Source organism: Niallia sp. Sow4_A1 (assembly GCF_052116745.1).
Classification (GTDB): domain Bacteria; phylum Bacillota; class Bacilli; order Bacillales; family Cytobacillaceae; genus Niallia; species Niallia hominis.
The window spans coordinates 69374-92774 of record NZ_JBQKKM010000011.1; the positions used below are offsets into that span (position 1 = coordinate 69374).

At 34.7% G+C, this 23401-nt stretch carries 22 protein-coding genes; 18 read left to right on the plus strand and 4 right to left on the minus strand.

Annotation, left to right across the window (positions count from 1 at the left end; translation table 11 throughout):
* Window positions 1-90: 90 nt before the first annotated feature.
* The 10 genes from panB to ACTQ5K_RS08515 all read left to right on the plus strand — a co-directional run bounded on the left by panB (window position 91) and on the right by ACTQ5K_RS08515 (window position 10951).
* Window positions 91-930 carry a 3-methyl-2-oxobutanoate hydroxymethyltransferase gene (gene panB / locus ACTQ5K_RS08470; protein ID WP_031538127.1) on the plus strand — a complete coding sequence of 280 codons (840 nt, stop codon included), beginning with the start codon at window positions 91-93 and terminating at the stop codon, window positions 928-930.
* Window positions 927-1772: a pantoate--beta-alanine ligase gene (gene panC, locus ACTQ5K_RS08475; RefSeq protein WP_349204385.1), complete on the plus strand. Its 846-nt coding sequence runs from the start codon at window positions 927-929 to the stop codon at window positions 1770-1772. The genes panB and panC overlap by 4 nt, the downstream gene beginning before the upstream one ends.
* A gap of 145 nt (window positions 1773-1917) precedes the next feature.
* Entirely contained in the window at window positions 1918-2301 is a 384-nt protein-coding gene (panD, locus tag ACTQ5K_RS08480; RefSeq protein ID WP_031538125.1) for an aspartate 1-decarboxylase, read from the plus strand.
* A 145-nt stretch (window positions 2302-2446) separates the two neighbouring features.
* Window positions 2447-5230 carry an ATP-dependent DNA helicase DinG gene (gene dinG, locus ACTQ5K_RS08485; RefSeq protein WP_349204387.1) on the plus strand — a complete coding sequence of 928 codons (2784 nt, stop codon included), beginning with the start codon at window positions 2447-2449 and terminating at the stop codon, window positions 5228-5230.
* A gap of 198 nt (window positions 5231-5428) precedes the next feature.
* Window positions 5429-5902, plus strand: a complete 474-nt coding sequence (locus ACTQ5K_RS08490; protein WP_031538123.1) for a cell wall elongation regulator TseB-like domain-containing protein — start codon at window positions 5429-5431, stop codon at window positions 5900-5902.
* A gap of 22 nt (window positions 5903-5924) precedes the next feature.
* On the plus strand, window positions 5925-7124 hold the full coding sequence (locus ACTQ5K_RS08495; protein WP_031538121.1) for a pyridoxal phosphate-dependent aminotransferase: 1200 nt from the start codon (window positions 5925-5927) through the stop codon (window positions 7122-7124).
* A gap of 334 nt (window positions 7125-7458) precedes the next feature.
* Window positions 7459-8751: an asparagine--tRNA ligase gene (gene asnS / locus ACTQ5K_RS08500; protein WP_349204403.1), complete on the plus strand. Its 1293-nt coding sequence runs from the start codon at window positions 7459-7461 to the stop codon at window positions 8749-8751.
* Between the two features lie 192 nt (window positions 8752-8943).
* Window positions 8944-9654, plus strand: a complete 711-nt coding sequence (locus ACTQ5K_RS08505; protein WP_031538119.1) for a DnaD domain-containing protein — start codon at window positions 8944-8946, stop codon at window positions 9652-9654.
* Window positions 9655-9779: 125 nt separating this feature from the next.
* Window positions 9780-10436 carry an endonuclease III gene (nth, locus tag ACTQ5K_RS08510; RefSeq protein ID WP_031538118.1) on the plus strand — a complete coding sequence of 219 codons (657 nt, stop codon included), beginning with the start codon at window positions 9780-9782 and terminating at the stop codon, window positions 10434-10436.
* Window positions 10437-10546: 110 nt separating this feature from the next.
* On the plus strand, window positions 10547-10951 hold the full coding sequence (locus tag ACTQ5K_RS08515) for a YpoC family protein (protein WP_152910818.1): 405 nt from the start codon (window positions 10547-10549) through the stop codon (window positions 10949-10951).
* Between the two features lie 68 nt (window positions 10952-11019).
* On the opposite strand, the gene ACTQ5K_RS08520 is transcribed toward ACTQ5K_RS08515, so the two are convergent.
* Window positions 11020-13707 carry a PBP1A family penicillin-binding protein gene (locus ACTQ5K_RS08520; RefSeq protein ID WP_441993822.1) on the minus strand — a complete coding sequence of 896 codons (2688 nt, stop codon included), beginning with the start codon at window positions 13705-13707 and terminating at the stop codon, window positions 11020-11022.
* A gap of 36 nt (window positions 13708-13743) precedes the next feature.
* Window positions 13744-14349 carry a Holliday junction resolvase RecU gene (recU, locus tag ACTQ5K_RS08525; protein WP_031538115.1) on the minus strand — a complete coding sequence of 202 codons (606 nt, stop codon included), beginning with the start codon at window positions 14347-14349 and terminating at the stop codon, window positions 13744-13746.
* An 80-nt stretch (window positions 14350-14429) separates the two neighbouring features.
* Between recU and ACTQ5K_RS08530 the strand changes: the two genes are divergently transcribed.
* The 4 genes from ACTQ5K_RS08530 (at window position 14430) to ACTQ5K_RS08545 (ending at window position 16924) form a co-directional block, all read left to right on the plus strand.
* Entirely contained in the window at window positions 14430-15410 is a 981-nt protein-coding gene (locus ACTQ5K_RS08530; RefSeq protein ID WP_109767881.1) for a DUF2515 family protein, read from the plus strand.
* A 146-nt stretch (window positions 15411-15556) separates the two neighbouring features.
* Complete coding sequence (locus ACTQ5K_RS08535; protein ID WP_349204389.1) at window positions 15557-15817, plus strand: hypothetical protein; 261 nt, start codon at window positions 15557-15559, stop codon at window positions 15815-15817.
* Between the two features lie 49 nt (window positions 15818-15866).
* The gene (locus ACTQ5K_RS08540) at window positions 15867-16238 is read left to right on the plus strand and encodes a YppE family protein (protein WP_031538112.1); all 372 of its coding nucleotides are present in this window, start codon (window positions 15867-15869) and stop codon (window positions 16236-16238) included.
* Window positions 16239-16405: 167 nt separating this feature from the next.
* A complete protein-coding gene (locus ACTQ5K_RS08545; protein ID WP_349204390.1) occupies window positions 16406-16924 on the plus strand; it encodes a YppG family protein in 519 nt (172 codons plus the stop codon).
* Window positions 16925-16977: 53 nt separating this feature from the next.
* Here the strand turns inward: ACTQ5K_RS08545 and ACTQ5K_RS08550 are convergent, their stop codons facing one another.
* Both ACTQ5K_RS08550 and ACTQ5K_RS08555 read right to left on the minus strand, forming a co-directional pair.
* The gene (locus ACTQ5K_RS08550) at window positions 16978-17130 is read right to left on the minus strand and encodes a YpzG family protein (protein ID WP_065429091.1); all 153 of its coding nucleotides are present in this window, start codon (window positions 17128-17130) and stop codon (window positions 16978-16980) included.
* Between the two features lie 140 nt (window positions 17131-17270).
* The gene (locus ACTQ5K_RS08555) at window positions 17271-17756 is read right to left on the minus strand and encodes an Hsp20/alpha crystallin family protein (RefSeq protein WP_349204392.1); all 486 of its coding nucleotides are present in this window, start codon (window positions 17754-17756) and stop codon (window positions 17271-17273) included.
* Window positions 17757-18115: 359 nt separating this feature from the next.
* On the opposite strand from ACTQ5K_RS08555, the gene ACTQ5K_RS08560 reads away from it, so the two are divergent.
* The 4 genes from ACTQ5K_RS08560 (at window position 18116) to ACTQ5K_RS08575 (ending at window position 23312) form a co-directional block, all read left to right on the plus strand.
* Entirely contained in the window at window positions 18116-18898 is a 783-nt protein-coding gene (locus ACTQ5K_RS08560) for an alpha/beta fold hydrolase (protein WP_031538109.1), read from the plus strand.
* A gap of 85 nt (window positions 18899-18983) precedes the next feature.
* Complete coding sequence (locus tag ACTQ5K_RS08565; RefSeq protein WP_349204394.1) at window positions 18984-21266, plus strand: DEAD/DEAH box helicase; 2283 nt, start codon at window positions 18984-18986, stop codon at window positions 21264-21266.
* A 10-nt stretch (window positions 21267-21276) separates the two neighbouring features.
* Complete coding sequence (locus ACTQ5K_RS08570; protein ID WP_284561361.1) at window positions 21277-22554, plus strand: ribonuclease H-like domain-containing protein; 1278 nt, start codon at window positions 21277-21279, stop codon at window positions 22552-22554.
* A 410-nt stretch (window positions 22555-22964) separates the two neighbouring features.
* Complete coding sequence (locus ACTQ5K_RS08575) at window positions 22965-23312, plus strand: CotD family spore coat protein (RefSeq protein ID WP_349204396.1); 348 nt, start codon at window positions 22965-22967, stop codon at window positions 23310-23312.
* Window positions 23313-23401 lie beyond the last annotated feature (89 nt).

A 23401-nucleotide genomic window follows, 5' to 3' on the forward strand; every position in this document is an offset into this window, starting at 1 on the left:
AATCGAAACATAAAGACAATCCTTCTATTCTTTGTAGAAGGTTTTTTTCGTATTAAGCCATTCCCTCTTCCTATTAAAGGAGGAAAATGAGTGAAAACTACAACAGATTTTTTTAAAATGAAACAAAATGCCCAAAAGATTACAATGATTACGGCATATGATTATCCTTCTGCTAAATTAGTAGAACAAGCAGGAACCGATTTAATATTGGTAGGGGATTCTTTAGGAATGGTCGTTCTTGGATATGACTCAACAGTGCCAGTTACAATGGAAGACATGATACATCATGGGAAAGCAGTAAAACGAGGGGCTAAAGATACATTTATTGTCATTGATATGCCATTTATGAGTTATCATATATCAAACCGTGAAACATTAATCAACGCTACTCGCTTAATTCAAGAAACTGGAGCAAATGCAGTGAAATTAGAGGGTGCTGATGATGTCATCGATCAAATAAATAGTTTAACAAATGCTGGTATCCCAGTTATGGCTCATTTAGGCTTAACGCCACAGTCAGTTGGTGTTTTAGGTGGTTATAAAGTACAAGGGAAAAGCTCTGAAGAGGCTAAACTTCTTATTCAAAATGCACTGAAATGCCAAGCTGCAGGAGCTTTTGCGATAGTGCTAGAGTGTGTTCCAATGCAAGTTGCGAAAGAAGTAAGTGATCAACTGGACATACCAACAATTGGAATTGGTGCAGGAAGTGACACAGATGGCCAAGTCCTTGTATATCACGATCTCATAACATATGGTGTTGATCGAGTGGCGAAATTTGTAAAACAATATACAAACGTAAATGATCCAATTTCACTAGCGTTGGATCAATATATATCTGAAGTAAGAATTGGAGCATTTCCTGAAATGAAGCATAGTTTTCAGATGAAAGCAGAAGAAGTAAAAAGCTTATATGGAGGAAAAAGCCAATGAACATCCTAAGTAATCCACATCAATTGCAGGAGATATCAACACAGTTAAAAAAAGACCAAGTATCAATTGGGTTTGTTCCAACGATGGGCTATCTTCATGAAGGGCATCGAGCTTTGCTAAAAAAAGCAAGAGAGCAGAATGATGTAGTTATAATGAGTGTATTTGTTAACCCCCTCCAATTTGGACCTAATGAAGATTTGGAATCTTATCCAAGAGACTTTGAGCATGATAAACAGGTCGCAATCGAAGAGGGGGTTGATTATTTATTCCATCCTTCTGAAGAAGAAATGTATCCTGAACCAATGTCTGTAATCGTAAAAGTAGAGCGACGTACAAATTGTTTGTGTGGACGTTCAAGACCTGGGCATTTTGATGGGGTTGCAACCGTTCTAACGAAGCTGTTTCATTTAGTACAGCCAACTAATGTTTATTTTGGAAAGAAAGATGCTCAGCAAGTTGCAATAGTGGATGGATTAATTGAAAACTTTCATTTCCCTATTAATCTAGTTGCGGTTAACACAGTAAGGGAAGAAGATGGTTTAGCTAAGAGTTCTAGAAATATTCGCCTTACTCCAACAGAAAGACAAGAAGCAGGTATTCTTTATAAATCGCTAAGTTTTGCTAGAGCTGAATTAATAAAGGGGACAGACAATTTAGAAATATTGAAGAAGCATGTAGTTGAGTTGATTGAAAGGGAATCTAGTGGAAAAGTGGACTATTTTGAAATTCTATCCTATCCCCAATTGGAGAATGTAAAGCAGTTAACGGGAGAGATTATTATTGCGATTGCCGTTCAATTTAGTAAGGCTAGATTAATTGATAATATTATCTTTAAAATATAAGGTTAAGACGCATAAGTATCTCCCTCTGGCTTTTTGGAGAGTTCGAGGAAGTTAGGCCCGAATGGCTCCATTAACCATCAGTGGCGAAGGAAAGAAACCAAATAGAGGTACAAAGTTTCACTTTATATTATGGAGGGTTAACCCAATGTTTCGAGTAATGATGAACGGAAAAATCCATCGAGCAACAGTAACGGAAGCGAACCTAAATTATGTAGGTAGTATTACAATAGATGAAGATATATTAGATGCTGTCGGGATGGTAGCGAATGAAAAAGTTCAAATTGTTAATAATAATAATGGTGCAAGATTGGAAACTTATATAATCCCAGGGGAGAGAGGTACTGGCACTATTTGCTTAAATGGTGCAGCAGCAAGACTTGTACAAGTAGGGGATATTGTCATCATTATTTCATATTGTTATATTTCAAATGAAGAGCTACACAGTCATCAACCGAAAGTAGCAATTATGGATGAACATAATCGCATAATAAACATTCTGCATCAAGAACCAGTGAAAACAGTTATGTAAATTACTAATGCTGATATAAATTACCCCTATTCACTTTGAGTAGGGGTTTTATAATTTATAAAAATTTAAAGAATAAAACTAACATCTTTCCCTTTTTCCATTTTTATGATACCGTTTGAATGACTGAAAGTTTGAGGTGGACGTAATGAGTAACAAATTTGTAGTAGTTGATTTGGAGACAAACGGTAATTCTCCTAGAAAAGGGGATCGAATTATACAATTTGCGGCAGTTGTTATTGAAAACGGGAAAATAGTGGAGGAATATTCTTCTTTACTTAATCCTCTTCAACCAATTTCGCCATTTATAGAAGAATTAACTGGAATCACCGATGAAATGGTGGAAACAGCACCAATTTTTGACGAAGTTGCAGAAAAAATTGTTTCTTTATTAGAGGAAGCTTATTTTGTAGCCCATAATGTATTATTTGATTTATCCTTTTTAAATGAAGAGCTAGAACAGGCTGGCTTTAAGCAGTTTTATGGACCAATTCTTGATACAGTAGAATTAGCAAGAATTTTATACCCAACAGCAGATAGCTATAAATTAACTGATCTTGCTGCACAAGAAGGGATAGTCCATAGTAGACCACATCAGGCTGATAGTGATGCTTATGTTACAGCAGAGCTATTGCTATTATTGTTGGAGAAGCTGAACGTACTGCCTCAAGTAACGACAAAGCAATTAGAATTCTTAAGTTCCTCGCTCAAAAGCGATTTAGATATTTATTTACAAGCTCTTATTCAAGAAAAACAATCAAAAATAGAATATATACGGGATGATTGGGAGATATATCGAGGATTAACCATTAAAAGACTGCCTAGTAATCTGATAGTAGATCAAAGAAAGGATTGCTCTGTTTCTTTTGATATGGAAAAAATGGAGCAAAGAATGAGGGATACTTTTCCTTTTTATCAAAGAAGAGATGGACAATTAGAAATGATGAAGGTTGTTCATCAGGCATTATCAGACAATCGACATGGTCTTATTGAGGCTGGTACTGGTGTTGGAAAGTCTCTTGGTTACTTAGTGCCTGCTGCATATTTCTCAATCGCAAATAAACAGCAAGTAATTGTCAGTACTTTTACAACCCAACTACAAGAACAACTTTTTCATAAAGATTTGCCCTTGCTTAAAAGTATCCTTCCATTTCCTATAACTTATACACTATTAAAAGGTAGAAATCATTATATCAGTTTAGATAAATTTGAAGTTTCTTTAAAAGAGCAAGAAGATAATTATGATATTATTCTTACAAAAATGCAAATATTAATTTGGTTAACAGAGACAGAAACAGGAGATAAAGATGAGTTGAATTTAACAAGTGGCGGAAGCAATTACTGGGAAAAAATAAAAAATGACGGAAATTTTTCGCTGCCTATTTCAAAGGAATGGGCATCTAAGGATTTTTATAGAAGAACTCGAAATGCTGCACAAAAAGCAAATATGATTATAACGAATCATGCTTTGCTTTTAAAAGATCTTACAGCAGGTCAACGCCTCCTCCCTTCCTATGAGTATGTCATTGTGGATGAAGGACATCATTTTGAAAAAACGACGACAAAGCATTTTGGATTTCGTTTTTCCTACATTGCTGTGCGTTTAAGTATTAATGCGATTGGGACCACAGATCAAAAGCAACTTATGTTTCATTTAGAAAACTTGTTAGGGGAATCGAATATCCATCAGAAATGGGAGTTTAATCAATTTATCCTTGGATTACATGATGAATTAGATGAACTTTTTCGGGCTGTACTTCGCTATGCGAAAAAAACGAATCAACCAAGAAGAGATGGAAGGGGAAGCTATCGATTAAAGACTAATAGTGGCATGGGAGATTGGAATGCTGTCAAAAGCGTTGCAGAACGAATTATTTTTCTTTGGAAGGATGGAAGAGAAGTATTAGTAAAAAAAATACAGCGATTAAAGGAACAAGGAAGAAAGTTTAGCGCTTCTCAAATGCTAATAGTGGAAAGAATTGAGTCGATTTTAAATGATTGGTATATATATATTAATCATTTGCGGGAGATGTTTTTGCGAGTAGGGGACAATATCGCATGGTTGGAAACAGATGCGAAAAATTATCCGAACAATGCAGTAATATATACACAACCTACTTCTGTCGCTGAAACTTTACAGAACAACTTTTTTAATAAGAAAAAAAGTGTTGTATTTACTTCAGCAACAATTACCGTAAATAATTCATTTGAATATTATGCTAAAGGGTTAGGATTAGGAAATAGCCAACTGGAAGTTCAAATTAATTCACCATTTGATTATGAGAAACAGGTGCAATTACTTATCCCAACAGATGTACCAGAAGTTAATTCCGTATCATTAAATGATTATGTTACTACAATCGGAGAGCAAATAATCCATATCGCACAGGCTACAAAAGGTCGAATGCTGATTCTTTTTACAGCAAATGACATGTTAAAAAAAACATATGATTATATGAAAGAAAGTGGTTGTTTAGAAGAATACGCAATCTTGGCACAAGGGATTACAAATGGAAGTAGAATGAGATTAACGCGTAATTTTCAGCGTTATGATAAAGCAATATTATTAGGTACGAATAGTTTTTGGGAAGGAATTGATATTCCTGGCGAGGATTTAACTTGTTTAATCATTGTGCGATTACCGTTTTCTTCACCTGAAGACCCTTTAACGGAAGCGAAAAATGAGTTGATTAAGAATAAGGGAGGCAATCCTTTTATAGAAAATAGCCTTCCAGAAGCTGTTTTGCGATTTAAACAAGGATTTGGTAGATTAATTCGCACGGAAGAGGATAAAGGATTTATTATTGTTTTTGATCGCCGTATTGTTACAACCACTTATGGGGAGACATTTCTGAAGTCTATACCTACTGTGCCAATTAAGCAACAAAATAGTCAGGAAATGGTAAAATTCATCAAAAGCTGGCTAAAGTAAATTTTTATAAGGTGAATATAGGCGTTTGAGAAAGTACTGCTTCTTGAATGCCTGTATAAAGTGTTTAAGTAGTATACATAATCAATTAGTTGCTCGACAAATAACAACGAATTTATAGAAAATAATTTCTTTCTATTTATAAATACTGTTATAATAACCTATGTACAAAATACTGGTTTAAAGAAGTGATGTAATAAGATGAGAAAATGGATATGGATTGTTATTGTTGTTTTTCTTATTGGAATAGGTGTAAGTATTCATACATATGTACAAGCAATGAAGCCTATAAAAACCGCAAGAGAAATAGCTGAAACGATTGCTAAAAAGGAATCAGATATGAAGGAGATTGATAGCTTTCAATTATATAATGGGAAGGAAGCCTATTATATTCTAGAAGGAAAGAACGATGATAAGGAAGAAATGATTGTTTGGATAAATGAACAAAGCCATCAAGTTACTCAAAAGCTGAAAAAAGATGGGCTAACCAAACAAGAAGCACTTAATATATTATTATCGGAGCAATCACCAGAAAAAATAAATGCAGTCCGCTTAGGGATGTATGATGGACTGCCTGTTTGGGAGATTTATTCTCATACAGATACGGACTCAATAAACTACCATTGGTTAGATTTTGAGACAGGAGAAATCCTTTTAACAATTGAAAATTATTAACTGATAGGAGTGGCAAATAGGAATGAAAATTCAATTAGCGCAAAGAGTGAACGCATTAACACCATCTACAACATTGGCCATTACAGCAAAAGCAGCGAGTTTAAGAGCAGCTGGTCATGATGTTATTGGTTTAGGCGCAGGAGAGCCAGACTTTAACACTCCTCAAAATATTATTGATGCTGCGGTTAGAAGTATGAATGAAGGTCATACAAAATATACGCCTGCATCAGGATTACTAACATTAAAAAAAGAAATTGCAGCAAAGCTAAAGAAAGATCAACATTTAGATTATGATACAAATCAGATTATCGTTACAAATGGTGCAAAACACGGATTATTTACTTTATTCCAGGTTATTTTGGATAAAGGGGATGAAGTAATTATTCCTACCCCATATTGGGTTAGTTACCCAGAGCAAGTAAAGCTTGCAGAAGGTGTACCAGTTTTTGTAGAGGGATATGAGTCAAATGAATTTAAAATTACTCCTGAACAATTAAAAGGAGTAATTACCTCAAAAACAAAAGCAGTTATTATTAATTCACCAAGTAACCCAACTGGAATGATTTATACAGAGGAAGAATTAAAGGAAATTGGAAATGTTTGCTTAGAACATAATATTTTAATTATATCTGATGAAATTTATGAGAAATTAGTTTATGGCGATAGTAAACATGTATCGATTGCTTCTTTATCTCCTGCACTTAAAGAAGCGACTATTGTAATAAATGGGGTATCAAAATCTCATTCGATGACAGGCTGGAGAATTGGGTATGCTGCAGGAAATAAGGAAATAATTACTGCGATGGCGAATCTTGCAAGTCACAGTACTTCAAATCCAACCACACCATCACAGTATGCTACGATTGAAGCTTACGCTGGTCCAAAAGATTCAGTGGAAGAAATGCGCCAAGCATTTAATAAGCGCTTAGATATCATACATGAGAAATTAAATAAAATTCCTGGTTTTTCGTGCATAAAGCCAAAAGGAGCATTTTATTTTTTTCCAAATGTAAAAAAAGCAGTAGAATTAACAGGATATGCAACAGTTGATGAGTTTGTTGCTGGCTTGTTAGAAGAAGCATTAGTAGCCGTTGTGCCTGGTTCAGGATTTGGCGCAGATAATTACATCCGACTTTCTTATGCAACATCACTTGAAAAGCTTGAAGAAGCAGTAAAGCGGATGGAACAGTTTGTAGAAAAGAAAATGGTTGTGAATAATTAATTTATCTTTATAGCAGAGTATGTCAAAAAATTTCTATCTCTTTTTTGGCATTCTCTCTTTTCTTTATTGCTGTTTGAATACTGTAATGGGAACAGGTAGAGAATTTAGTGATAAACACTATTATTGTTGCCTATTGTATGTTCGATAGTGTTGATTGTCTTAAGATGTAAAGGTATAATGTTTTGGTAGAATATTTTTTTATAACTAGTATGTTTTCTACTAAATCAGCTAAACAGGTAGGAAGAAGCGGTTTATTTATTATCTTTATTATGGGTAGAACAACCGCCTCTATTTAAGTACATATATTTATTTGTTTTTGGAGGAGTTAATTGTGATTAAAGCAACTATTGCCGAGTTACCAAAATATGTTGATAAAGAGGTTAAATTAGGTGCGTGGATTGCCAACAAGCGCTCTAGTGGGAAAATTGCCTTTTTGCAGCTTCGCGACGGATCTGGATTTGTTCAAGGAGTAATTGTTAAAAGTGATGTAGAGGAAGAAGTATTTCAAACAGCTAAAACAGTTACACAAGAATCATCTGTATATGTTACTGGTACAGTACAAAAGGATGAACGATCTCCGTTTGGATATGAATTACTTGTTACAAATGTGGAACTGATTCATACTTCTACAGATTATCCGATTACACCAAAAGAACATGGCACAGAATTCTTAATGGATAATCGTCACCTATGGTTACGTTCAAAACGTCAACATGCAGTAATGAAAGTAAGAAATGAAATTATTCGTGCTACCTATGAATTCTTCAATGAAAATGGATTTGTTAAGGTAGATCCACCAATTTTAACAGGAAGTGCTCCAGAAGGTACAACCGAACTATTTGCAACGAAATACTTTGATGAAGATGCCTATCTATCACAAAGTGGACAACTTTATATGGAAGCTGCTGCAATGGCGTTAGGGAAGGTTTTTTCATTCGGACCAACTTTCCGTGCCGAAAAATCTAAAACACGTCGTCATTTAATCGAGTTTTGGATGATTGAGCCGGAGATGGCTTTTGTTGAATTTGAAGAAAACCTAGAGGTTCAAGAACAATACGTATCCTATGTTGTTCAATCTGTCTTGAAAAATTGTCAGCTAGAGCTTAAAACTCTTGGAAGAGATATATCTAAATTAGAGAAGATTACAGCGCCTTTCCCAAGAATAAGCTATGATGATGCGATTACTTTCTTGCATGAAAAAGGTTTTGATGATATTGAGTGGGGGGATGATTTTGGTTCTCCCCATGAAACTGCCATTGCTGAAAGCTTTGATAAACCTGTGTTTATTACCCATTATCCAACTAAAATCAAGCCTTTCTATATGCAACCACATCCAGAGAGAGAAGATGTTGTGCTTTGTGCAGATTTAATTGCCCCTGAAGGGTATGGTGAAATTATAGGTGGTTCTGAACGTATTCATGATATGGATCTCCTATATAAGCGTGTAGAAGAACATCAATTAGATCCAGAAACATATAAATGGTATTTAGAACTGAGAGAATATGGTTCTGTTCCACATTCTGGTTTTGGGCTTGGTTTAGAAAGAACGGTCGCATGGATTACAGGCGTAGAACATGTTCGTGAAACAATTCCGTTCCCAAGATTATTAAATCGTCTATATCCTTGATTAAATAATAGGGTGAAAAATATGGAAAGTTTTTCAAAAGTTGACCTCACATCGATAATTCGTGTGAGGTTTCACCTTTTGTACCAATCCTATTTTTTCCCTTCTTCTTTTTGTTAACTATTGCTAGGTTTGGGTGATTTTCATTATTTCATGCATCTGACCAACATGATATACTAAATTAGAGGTGTCATTATGAATAAAACAATTTTTTTAAAATGGTTGCAAGAGGGGAATATAAATATTCCTTCCACACTTCTAACACACTATAAATATTTGAAGATAAATGAAAAAGAATTAGTGCTTTTGCTGCAAATACATTACTATTTAGAACGGGGCAATGATTTTCCAACCCCGTCTGAAATAGCTGATCAAATGACTTTAGATAGTATGGAATGCCGCGAGTTATTGAGTCAGCTTATTAGAAAAGGTTTTATCGAGATAATTGAAGGAAACAGTGATACAGGGATTCGATTTGAGCGATATTCTTTAGAGCCCCTTTGGAATAAATTAATTGAGCAATTTTTACTTAATAATAAAAAAGAAGAAGCAGCTTTAAACGAAAAAGAAGAATCTGATTTATATACTTGCTTTGAGCATGAATTCGGTCGACCATTATCTCCTTTTGAAATTGAGACATTAAATATGTGGGTCGATGATGATCAGCATGAAATGGCAATAATAAAAGCAGCTCTTAGAGAAGCAGTTGTTTCTGGTAAATTAAACTTTCGATATATTGATCGAATTTTGTTTGAATGGAAGAAAAACGGAATTAAAACACTCGAACAAGCAAAAAATCATGGGAAAAAGTTTAGACAGCATCAAACTACTGGATACAAAATAGAACAGAGGGAAGAGGCTCCCAACAAAAAAGCAGTACCTTTTTATAATTGGTTGGATCAATAATTAATAGGTGAATAAAATTAAATAAGTTAGTCAGTAAGATTACTATCATTCGGAAAGGATGTCCAATTTATTCTTTGGATGACCTTTTTTTTATAGATTTATAGTTTATTAATTCGGAGGATCGCATGTTAAAAAAAGATGAAATCAGATATTGCCTAGATAAAATGGGAGAAATGTTTCCTGAGGCACATTGTGAATTAGTTCATTCCAATCCGTTTGAATTGGTTATTGCAGTATCTTTATCTGCACAATGTACGGATGCGCTAGTTAATAAGGTGACAAAAAACTTATTCCAAAAATATAAGACACCAGAAGATTACTTAAGTGTACCTTTAGAAGAATTGCAGAATGATATTCGCTCTATTGGTTTATTCCGAAATAAGGCAAAAAATATTCAAAAACTTTGCCAAATAGTTTTAGAAAAATACAATGGTGAGATACCAATGGATCGAGATGAATTGATTAATCTACCAGGTGTAGGAAGAAAAACAGCCAATGTTGTTGTTTCTGTTGCCTACAATATGCCTGCTATTGCTGTTGATACACATGTCGAAAGGGTAAGTAAGCGATTAGGGATTTGCAGATGGAAAGATTCTGTTTTAGAAGTCGAAAAAACATTAATGAAAAAAGTTCCTAGGGATGAATGGTCTGTGACTCATCACCGCATGATCTTTTTTGGAAGATATCACTGTAAGGCGCAAAATCCTCAATGTGAAGCTTGTCCGCTGCTAGCATTATGTAGAGAAGGCAAAAAAAGAATGAAGACTAAAGGTATAGTATAATGGACAAGTATCAATTAGATGTCCCCGTACAGCTCTTATATGGCCCTTTCCCAGTGATCAAGGAATTTTCATGTATTAAGACGGATTCCTTTGTTAGGAGACCAGCTTTTTTGCATGAAGCAAATTACTATTATAACAAGGAAACGTTTCACCCGTGGAATATAGAAAATGTTAAGGAATGTGTAAATAAGATACTAGAAGAGTGGAAGCTTCTTAAAGTGGAGCTACAACAATTTGCAGCGAACAGAGATACGTTAAATCTACAATACGGATTAACAATAGCTTTGGAATACTTTTTAGAATGCCTATATTGGATAAATGAAAAACCGGTGAATTTAATAGATGGTTTAGTAGACAAAAGTCTAGAAGTAAAACCGTTTAATTTAGAAGATCGTCTCGAATTTATCCTAAAAAGGCTGAATGGGTATCATTCCTATAGACAATTGGATGAGTTGTTTAAAGAGTTAGAAAAGCAGTTTGCGATAAAATTAGTAAAATTAAATAGGAATATTTAGAAAAAAGAAGAGGACTTTTCCATTTGGAATTGTCCTCTTCTTTTAATGAAACAGGTTCTTTAACTTATTTATTGAGAGTCATTTCGATTGTTATTTCTATTTCTCTCTTTATCTTGATTGATGTCAGTCGTGCTGGTGTTATTGTTTTGAACATCATCACTATTCCCATTATCATTATTCCCGTTATTGTTCCCATTTCCATTGTTATTGTTATCATTTCCGTTGTTATTGCCATTTTCATTGTTGCTGTTATTGTCTCCGCCATTATCAGAATCTTCGTCGCCTTCCTCGTCCTGATTATCGTCAGATTCTTCGCCATTAGGATCGTCTTGATTTTCTTCATCATCTATCGTTTCATTTGGATCCTCAGGTGGCTGTTCCTCGATTTTCTCTGGCACAGAAATATTACTAGATGCAGGATCACTTTCTAAATCATCTTTAATTGCCTTTACAGTAAAGGTATACGTACTACCAGCCGTTGGTTTTGTAATTTTGATGCTTGTATCGGAAGTAACAGTCAGCTGCTCGCTAGCTCCACCATCGACACTTACACTTACGTCAAATTTAATGCCATCTTTATCACCATAATCCCATGATAACTCGATTTGATCACTGTTTTCGTTATAGCTAGCTTTCACTCCAGTAGGAGCATTTGGCTTATTGTATTTCTGTGATACTTCGTTCAGAATATTACCTTTTACAGCATACTCAGTTAGGATTTGACTGCTTGGCGTGTATGGACTTGCCAATTTAGCTGGATACGTACCTTTTTCTATTTTTATCGTTTCGACACTATCTGGTTTTTTGAAATCAGCAGTTTCTACATCTTCAGAAATATGGCCCATTACTGCTTTAAAAATCTTTTGGGCTACTTTCTGATCTAAACCAGGTTCAATTGGATTTTTTCGTTCTGTGTAACCAGTCCATACAGCCATCGTAAAGTTGGTTGTATATCCTGCGAACCAAGCATCTGGAACACTTTTTGAATTAGTAATACCCCATTTATTTCGTTCTTCTTCAGAATAATTGGTCGTCCCAGTCTTACCAGCGACAGGCAATCCTGGAATATTAGCAAGACTTCCAGTTCCATCGCTACTTGTGAGTACACCTTTTAGCATATCTGTAATGAGAAAAGCTGTATAATCTTGCATCACAACTTTTGATTTAGGTTCCATATTTATCTTTGTGCCATCTTTTAATTTAAATGAGCGTACGGCATGTGGTGTATTATAAACTCCTTCATTTCCAAAAGCACTATAAGCACCTGCAATTTCTAGCGTGCTAGCTTCAAATGCACCAATTGCATAGGATTCATAGGCGTTCTCTAATGGAATTCCTAGATTGACAGCAAATTCTTGAGCATTTTCTGCTCCAACTGCTTGGAAGGCTTTTAGTGCAGGAATATTTCTAGACATTTCTAATGCTTTTCGCATAGTCATAGACCCTTTATAGCTATTATCCCAGTTGCTAATAGATGTTCCATCAGAATAAGTAGTACGTTCATCTACAATTGTTTGATAGGTTCCCCATTTTAAATACTCAACTGCTGGACCATAGTCAAGTATAGGCTTTGCTGTAGATCCAGGTTGTCGCTTTATATCTGTTGCATAGTTTGTTCCTAGCTTTACATCTGGATCACGATCACCACCAAGAGCTAAAATTCCACCAGTTTTTGTATCCAATAAGGTGATTCCTGCTTGGAAATCTTCATCGGGGAATTCAACAATTTCTCCTTCATACATTAATTCTTCGACATAGTCTTGTGCCTCTATATCCATTGTTGTATAAATTTCTAGTCCATCTGTATATACATTTACATCTGGATATTTCTTCTCAATTTCGGCAATAACTTGTTTTATAAATGGATCGTAAGGTAAGTCGTTTGTTTGTCGATCTTCTTTTGCTACTAATGTATCTTCAACCGATGTTTTTTGAGCTTCTTCCATTTCTTCTTTTGATATATATCCATGCTGATGCATTAAAGATAATACAATATTACGTCTTTTTTCTGCTCTTTCTGGATTATTAAACGGATTATAGGCATTCGGCGCCTGTGGCATCCCAGCAAGAAGAGCTGCTTCCGGTAGTGTCAATTCATCTAAGCTTTTATCAAAATATACTCTTGCAGCCGTTTTAACACCGCTCATATTTTCCGACATAAATATTTTATTCACATACATCTCAAAAATTTCTTCTTTAGAGTATTTGCGTTCTAATTCAAGGGCAAGCCAAGCTTCTTGGGCTTTACGAGTTAATGTTTTTTGCGGTTGGTTAAAGAAGAAGTTTTTCACTACTTGCTGTGTTATCGTACTTGCTCCTTCTGAACCAAATCCATCTCTAAAGTTTGCAATAACCGCTCCGCCTAAACGAATGGGATCAATCCCATGATGCTCAAAGAAACGGGAATCTTCTGTTGCGATAAATACATCTTTTACTAAATCAGGAATATCTTCATAGTTTACATAGTCGCGATTTACCGCACCTACTTTTGCTATTTCTTTATCATTCTTGTCATAAATGGTAGAAGAAATTGGATCCTTTAATGTTTCGGGATTCAATTCTGGCGCATCTTTTACCATGATGGCAAAAGTTACTCCACCTGCAATTATTCCAATAATACCGATTGTTAATAAGATAAGCAGAACGCGCTTAAACAAATTCATGCCACTTTTTTTCTTTGCTTTTTTAGGAGCATTTTTCTTTGAGGCTTCGAGTTGCTTGCGACGCTCCTCTCGCGTTTGATATTTATCTGTCATTGTTATTCCTACCTTTCTTTGAAAAACAAAAAGGAATTAGTTAAATTTATATATCGTATCGATTACTTTAATATAGTCAATTCTAGGGTGGTAACCAAGGCTAATAGAGTGACCATTGATTTCTAATTCATGTTTCGTAATCGATTTCCTTCCGCCATTTATCATTCTTTCCCAAAACATAAAGAGTTTTTCTGCTGTTAAATAGAATATTTCACTTGTTTCAGAGAAGGAGATAATGACAAAGCAAATTCCTTGTTGTTCACATACCATCCGCATATGTTTGATTTGGTGTTCATGGAAGTTGTTTAGCGGAAAAGAAGTAGTATGCTTCGTTTCTTTCGCTTCAAAATCTATATATTTTCCTTTATAAACACCGTTATAGTCTGTAGTGGAAGCTTGTTTAAAATAGGCTTCTTTTATGACTGCTGCACTTCTTTTTGGATAATCAACCTGAACGATTTGAACAGGTGTCGGCTTTTTATGTATAACTGCCTTCCCAAATTCTAAATAATATTTATTTGTTTCATTCAAATCATCCTCTAAAGTCATTCCCCTGTTACTATAACTAATTTTTTTTTGTGATTTAATATTCTCGTTTTTTAGCGGAGAATATCTTTTTCCATTTGGGTAATGAATCTTCATTTTTTCACCTCACAAAGATCCTTTCAAAGTATAACTTATTGCAATCAACAAACAATAATACCATAAAGCGTTCATAAGAGGTGAACATTTTGATAGGTATAAATTCGTATTTTTCTCCAATAGAAGAAGAAAAACTTATAACTAGAATAAGGCTAATTACTGATAAGTGCAACTTAGACAATATATCAAGAACAAATGCCTATCTTCGTTATTATAACAAAAATCAAGAAATACAATGGGCTTTTCTTGCCAGTCAAGTTTCGCGCAATGCCGGCTGGAATATGTGTGACTTAAATGGGCTCTGGCTGCCGCAATTAGTTAGTCAAAAAAAAAGGCAGCAAATTTACCTAACCTATGAGAAAGCAAATTGGCTTATTTTTAAAGATGCATACCCCCAATTATTACTCTATGAATATTCGACGAAAATAAACGCGCCAATGTTTCATTTATTAAAAGTTTTTCAGGTTTCTTCTTTTATGGAACAAGAATGGCTGGAATTCTGGAAGAATAGGGATAAGAAAAGGTTAATGAACAGTTTGATTATTAATGAACAAAATGTTATTCAGAAGCCCGTAATTAAAAATGAAAGAATTAAGCATCATATTTTTCATTATCTTCCCTATCTTTTTCAAGATTTACTACATTTTAATGCTGTACTTTTTCCAACATTATATGGGAACCTATACGGAGCTAGCGTTGCGAACTTTACTTCCCTTGATGAGAGAATTAGGCTAGGAAATACATTAGCAAACCTATTATTTAAAAATAATTTATATCAAGACTTCTATGATTTTGCAAGAAAAAGAGAACATACTGGGTCGAGGAAGGATTATGAAAAATATATATACCCCAAAATGACCAATACAACACCAATATTGCGAGCTGTTTTTCCAATAGTCAATCATCGTGATAGTGAGAGAGGTGATTGGTATAAAAAGAAAATTAAGCATAAATGGCGAGTAAGTGGTGATAATAAAGAACCTTTCTTAATAACGGATTGGTACTTTAATAAACAAGAGCAGTTACATGAACTAATTCGCCAAAAAAATAAGTGGTTCTAGTCCATTTTTCTACTTTGTCGAATTTTAAACGAGTAATAAGAAAATCTACTTTCTTTGCCGAATCTCTTCTAGTTTTGTCACCTAGGGAGGATAGTTCATAAAAAAAAAGAAAAGAGTATATATCAAAATAGCTTGGAGGGATTTGCATGGAAATTGCTTATACAAAAGAAAAGTTATTGAATATGTTAGAAGAAATCCAAGAAGAGTTAGATGCATTAGATGAGACACTTTTTAAATCGAGAAATCAAAATATGCAACTTATTGAGGAGCATATCACTTCTTTAAATGAACTTGAAAATGTAATGGATACACTTAGGGAAAATATTACAGCAAGCCAAGTCTGCAATCCTACTGACCTTTCTCCTTATGCAAGAAAAATGCCACTTTACTTGAACTTAGCAAAATAAATCGTTAAAATAAATGGATTAACGACATTAGGTAAATGGAGTGGCAAAATTGACCGAAAATCATCAGTTGATGGATTATACAGAGAAACTTTTAGAGGCAGTCGAATATTCAGTTGAGACGTTTTACAAAGTGAAGGAATCGGGAGTAAATGAGGATTTTTATAAAGTCGTTCGTCCGTTTGCGAATCAAATTAAAGAGATTAATGATGAATGGAAGGAAATGGCTAAAGCATGGGTCAGCGAAGCGAAGCCTGATTATTTAAGTTCCATTCAAATTAATACAGCATCTGATCATATTGAATTAATTTCGATTCAAGCATTTTTTACGCAAACGAGCAAGAAACGGTTTCTTGATTCGGCAAAATCTGTAAAGTATATATTACAAACATTACTGGATTTGCTAACGGCGGAAAAACAATAGGGGAATGTCAAAAGGAGATGAAAAATCTCTTTTTTTTTCGTTTATTTAAAGGTAGGGTAATTCGTCTATGCCATTTAGTCAGTTGTTTTTTGATAATGAATGCACGGGATAGGCGAAATCATCATATAGTAGAGAAGGATACCTTTAACGTGGGAGGATAGATTTTCATGTATAGAGCATCTAATCCACAAAGAAGAAATGTACCTTATCTGAACGCTTATACGACGCCATATTCACAAACCGAGAACAGACAATATTATTATCCTTATATGAACATGGACCAAGGGCAATGGAATGGGGTAGGGATGAATGGACAAAATCACTATCATATGCCAATGCAACCCAATTATCCAAACAACCAACCAAGTTTTTATCACCCGCAAAATGCATACAAGAGCAGCACCCAAGACATTTTTCAAAATCCATTGCATTATATGGATAACTCGGAAATGAACCATTACTCGCAAAATTATATGAATCAAAATCCAAGCTTTATGAATCCATATCCAAAGCAGTCATTTATCCCCAAGAAACAAGGGAATGTGAAAAGTATTATGAATTCTTTTAAATCACAAGACGGTTCATTAGATTTTAATAAGATGATGGATACTGCTGGAATGATGATGAACGCGATGAATCAGGTTACGGGCTTAGTAAAGGGCGTCGGCGGAATCTTTAAAGTATAAGCAGAATGAACAAGGAGGCTGTCAATCGACAGCCTCCATTTCTTTTTCTCTACTTACCAGCGGTGTGCTTTTGCATTACTTCTTAGAATGATATTGTTTTGAGACATTTGTGTATGCCCATTTACTTGGGACTTAGAACGTTTTGGTCTCGTCCAATTGTGATGAAAAAGCGCAGAATGAGAATCTAATTGATCTTTATAACTCATCTTATCACCTCAGGAAGTAAGATTAGAAGAAATTTTTGGATGAAAAGGAACCTCTCCTTCTTGCGTTTAGGAAGGAGAGTGTGCTTCTTTTAGCATCCACTATTAATATGTGCAGATTATAATTTTTTACTCTATCTGGTTTAGGAACTTTGGTCTTCAATCATTATTTTTTTCCCTTTTTGTTTCGGTACTTTAATGATAAGCAAGCCATTTTGATAGGATGCTTTGACTTTTTTTTCATCAATAGGGTGAGGAAACGCAATCGTTCTGCTGCTTTTTTTAAACGTCTGACTTGTATGAAATGTTTTCGTTTTCGTATTTTCTTCTGTAATGATATCCTGATGGTTTACACTTATAGTTAAATGATGGTCAAAGATATCTAATTGTATTTGTTCTTTGTTGATTCCTGGAAGTTCTGCTTTGATAATTGTTGCACTTTCCGTTTCATTCACACTAACGGGAAAAGCCATGTTTGGAAATGGATTGCTAAAAAACTCATCCATTTGTTGTAGAAAGTTTTTCACTGGCTTTTCTTGGAAAAATTGATTCATGGAACGCATAAATCCATTTAAAACTTGAGGATTTTTCTCCTTTTTATTCGGGTCAATTGGGAAATTGGAAGACATTTTAAATCACTCCTTACATAAAACATGAACATAAGTTGATAAATGTTTTCTTCCTTTTTCTATTCAGGGAGAAAACTGCAAATGAATAGGCCTTTTTCTACTTATACTATGCCTAATACATACAATTGGTGTTTCGTCCCCCTGCCATTTTTAATTAGAAATAGAAAAAAGGATGCCAAGAAGAGTTTTGATATATCCAATATTTTTCTCTCATCTGGCTTAAGTAGGTGAGGAGATTAATGTTACGCAAATGTTTGAATAGCTCAACAAATGAACAGCTTTTAATGACGTTTTACTTTATCTGTTTTTATAAAAAGTGCTATATTAAATGAAAAGCGGAAGAAAGGAAGTTAGTAAAAATGAATACTATAAAAGTTGGTAAGGAAGAGCTTTCTTATATAGAAAAAGGAGAAGGGGAAACCATTGTACTCATTCATGGATTTTGTGGAAGTACTGATTACTGGGAGTATATTATTCCATTACTTGCAGATAAATATCATGTATTAGCAGTCAATCTACGGGGACATGGAACTTCAAGCTTTAGTGGAGAACCCTTTCAAATAGAAGATTTAGCGAAGGATATTAAGGAGTTATTAGCGAGATTAGGGATTGAAAAAATATATATGTTTGGACATTCACTAGGCGGTTATGTGACATTGGCTTTTGCAGATCTTTTTATAGAAAGCTTAAAGGGATTTGGCTTAATTCATTCAACCGCATATCCTGATACAGAAGAGGGAAAGGCAGGTAGGCTAAACGCCATTCAAAAAATTCAAGACCTCGGCATTATAGAGTTTGTAAATGGTCTAGTTCCTAATTTATTTGCAGACGAATCCCTTGTTAAGTTAACGAACGAAGTAGAAAAGGCAAAAACAATTGGTTATGGCACTAATGCTTTAGCTGCTATGGAAACACAGGCAGCTATGAGAAATAGACCAGATAGAAATGATGTTGTGGATGAAGCTAACTTGCCTATTTTATTGGTAAAGGGAACAAAAGATAAAGTGGTTTCAGTGGATCGAGTAGCTTCTGCATCAAGCTCGAATATTTTTGAAGTTAGATTAGAAACTGGACATATGAGTATGCAGGAAGCTCCCAATGACTTAGCAAAAGCAATCCATTCATTTGTTAAAGAGAACTAACAAATAATGGTTATTTTTTTCTTTGAAAATCTCTTTTAAATCGAACGTCTATTCGATAGAATGGAGGTTATAGAGGTGAATCAAAATGAACGTACGTAAAAACCTTCAAGATATTATGAAAGAATTAAAAACAAAGGAAGACTATAAAGAAAAAATTTCCCATTGGCATACAATCGAACCGAAAGAAGCTGTAACAGCCCCGCTACCAGAAGATTTATTACCTAATTTAAAAGATGCATTGCAAAAGCGGGGCATTACACGATTATATACACATCAATCCTCCTCCTATCAGGCGATTCGGGAAGGGGATAGTGTAGTTGCTGTCACGCCAACTGCATCAGGAAAGACTCTTTGCTATAATCTTCCTGTTATCCAGTCCATTGCTGAAAATAAAAACGCAAGAGCTTTGTATATGTTCCCGACAAAAGCACTTGCACAGGACCAGAAAAGTGAATTAAATGAGCTAATTGAAAGTGCTGAATTACAAATAAATAGCTATACATATGACGGAGATACTCCTGCTTCGATTAGACAGAAGGTTCGCAAGGCAGGGCATATCGTCATCACAAATCCGGATATGCTTCACTCAGCTATTTTGCCACATCACACAAAATGGGTATCTTTATTTGAAAACTTAAAATATGTCATTATTGATGAATTGCATATTTATAGAGGCGTTTTCGGAAGTCATGTTGCGAATGTCATTAGAAGATTAAAACGGATTTGTGCCTTCTATGGCAGTAATCCTGTCTTTGTATGTACATCTGCAACCATTGCGAATCCAAAGGAATTGGCAGAAAATTTAACAGAACAGCGTGTTAAGCTAATTAACAATAATGGTGCTCCAAGCGGCAAGAAACATTTCGTCTTTTATAATCCTCCCATTGTGAATATTCCTTTAAACATCAGGAGAAGCGCGACTTTAGAAGTAAGGCAGATAGCAGGAGAATTGCTGAAAAATAAAATTCAAACAATCGTCTTTGCCAAAAGTCGAGTACGAGTTGAGATACTACTAACTTATTTACAGGAACTAGTTAAGTATCAGCTTGGATCAAAATCTATTCGTGGCTATCGTGGCGGATATTTACCAACGGAAAGAAGGGATATTGAGCAAGGTTTAAGACATGGAAATATATACGGAGTTGTTAGTACTAATGCATTAGAATTAGGTGTAGACATTGGACAACTTCAAGCTTGTGTGATGACAGGGTACCCTGGTACGATTGCCAGTTCATGGCAACAGGCGGGACGAGCTGGGCGTAGACATGATGAATCACTTGTGATTATGGTAGCAAGCTCTAGTCCCCTTGATCAGTATATGGTTGCTAATCCTGACTATTTTTTTAGTAGAAATCCAGAAACAGCGAGGATAAATCCTGATAATTTAATTATCCTAATTGATCATATGAAATGTGCGGCTTACGAGCTTCCGTTTAAAGAAGGAGATACATTTGGAAATTGTGAAATAACAGAAATACTCGAGTTTTTAACAACTGAACGAATCCTCTTTCAAAATGGAGATAAATGGTATTGGATGAATGATTCTTTTCCAGCACATAATATAAGTCTTCGTTCTGCATCACAAGAAAATATAGTCATTATTGACATTTCTGATCGTAGTAAAAGCAGAGTGATTGGAGAAAGTGATCGCTTTTCTGCGATGACTCTATTACATGAAGAAGCTATTTATATGCATCAAGGGATTCAATATCAAGTGGAGAAACTAGATTGGGAAGAGAAAAAAGCATATGTTCGTGAAGTCAGTGTCGATTATTATACAGATGCCAATTTAGCGGTATCTTTAAAGGTTTTGGAAGAAGATAATCGAACCGATTATTCTGAAGCAGAAACAGGCTTTGGCGATGTTAGTATTATAGCGATGAGTACAATTTTTAAAAAAATAAAATTTGAAACACATGAAAATATAGGTTCTGGTCCCATTACTCTGCCTGAAGAAGAGCTTCATACAAATGCGGCATGGCTTTCTTTTCCACAAGAAAAATTAGCATGGGATCAAGAGCAAACCGAACAAGGCCTAATTGGTGCTGCTCATGCATTAAAACATATAGCACCGCTTCTTGTTATGGCAGATCCATCTGACTTACATGTAGTTCCACAAGTAAAAGCAGAGCATAATGAAAAAGCAACAATCTTCTTTTATGATCAATATCCTGGTGGGATCGGCTTAAGTAAAAAAATATATGAAGAAATGCCATCAGTATTAAAGGAAGCAAAAAAAATGGTGAAAAATTGTGCTTGTGAATACGGCTGTCCTTCTTGTATAGGAACAGAGAGCCATTCAAATAACAGTAAAAGGGATGTAATTAGAATCCTTTCGCTCTTGGAAGAAAATAATTTTTCTATTTAAGGGGAATAATATGTCGATTAAAAATAAGTTAAGTAGAATGAAGTCTCATATAAAAAAAGAAGAACAGACTACTCCTGTTAAAAATATCGAGATAAAGGGAAAGAATATTCCATTTATCCAGCAGTGGGAGCAAGAAAATGTCTATCCTTATTGGCTAGATCAGGACTATTGTTTAATTCGTGAAGTAAGCTATCCTCTGGACTATACACATGGGAATTATACATTTCGGGAGTTTTGTCACATTGTGGACGAATGGAATAAAGTCAATTACGACCATCCTCTTTCAGCAAAAGGGCATCAGGCAAAGGAGCTGTTCTTCTTTGACACGGAGACAACTGGCCTTGGAGGCGGTACGGGAAATACTATATTTATTCTTGGGTATGCACAATTACGAGAAAATGAAATAGTTCTAAAACAGCATATATTGCCACATCCAGGAGCAGAAGTGCCTTTATTTAATAGTTTTTTAGAGAATGTAGACTATACAACTCTCGTAACATATAATGGAAAAGCTTTTGATTGGCCACAAGTAAAAACAAGACATACGCTAATAAAGGAGCATGTACCAAAGCTCCCTGAATTCGGTCATTTTGATTTGTATCACGGGGCAAGGCGGATGTGGAAACATCGTTTAGATAGAACAAAGCTGTCTATCGTGGAGGAAGAAATCCTTGGAGTAAAGCGGCAGGATGATATTCCCGGATTTCTTGCCCCCATGATTTATTTTGACTTTGTTGAACGAAAGAATCCTGAAGGAATGCTTGGTATTTTAAAGCATAATGAAATAGATATCCTTTCTCTTATTACTTTATATACCCATTTAAGCTATCAATTGTTAAGAAGAGATTATAACATTAGTGCCAAAGAAACGTTAGAAGTTGGAAAATGGTATGCCGTAATTGGCCAGACTGATATTGCCAAACAAAATTTACTGAGTATTCAGGAGCAAAATAAAGAAGAAGTTTTAGAGGCAGCCTTTTTATTAGCAAAAGAATATAAAAGAGAGAAAAGATTAGAGGATGCTGCCGAGCTTTGGAGAAAAATTGTTCAAACATATACACAAGAAACAAAAGTTGCAATGGTTTTACAATCGCTAATAGAACTTGCTAAAATGGCAGAACATAAAGAGAAAAACTATCAACTGGCATTAAACTATACCCAAACAGCAGAGCAAATAGTAAAACACAAAGATAAGCTAGATAAAATGATGTTTGAACTTCAAAAAAGAAGTGAACGCTTAGAAAGAAAACTGCAAATGAATAATAGAAATCAGTTATTCCATCAATAACCTAGTTGTTTGTACGCCCGTTCCCTATTAAAATAGTAATTGGTTCATTTATACTAAAAACTTTTTTCTATGAAATATATTTTAGTAATTTAACAACAATATAATTTCATAGAAAATACAAATTAGCATAGATGAAATACTAATTTGGAGTGAACGAACTTGTATAAAGTGGTTATGTGTATGTTTTTTGTTCTTATTTGTTTAACCATCATCTTATTTACAACACTAAAAGACAGCTTCTATGCCCTTTTATAAAATTATAATGACTCAAATAATATTGGGAATTATGGTGATTAATGATGCAGTAAAAAATTCTCTCGGCAAAATAGGTGTTTGTATTAGTACAAGATTATCCCTTTCTACATAAATTGTTAGTGTAAGATAACTAATTTTTGAGAGGAGATTTTCTTATGCATTGTAAACCAAATAACATTTTACCTGCAGTAGTACATCCGACAAAATGTTGTGTGAATAACACTTTTTCTAATAATATTGTGCCACATATTCATCCAACACATACTACTACTGTAAACCATGTGAACTATGAGCATCAACATTTCTTCCCACACACTCAATCTGTTGAGAATGTGGTAACTAATACTCAAGCTAATATGGGTTCAGCTCCAGCTCCAATGGCACCAATGGCACCAGCAACTCCAGCTATGCCAACAACTGGAGGAACACCATTTACAGCAACTGGTCAAATGTTCCCGGCTCAAACTGGTATGCCTGGTGGATTCCCATTTAGAAAAAGATAAGTAAGCTAAAACAAGGATCTTTGTTTGAGATCCTTGTTTCTATTTATAGAAAAGTTATTTTAAAACCCACACTTAAACTTACTTTTTAC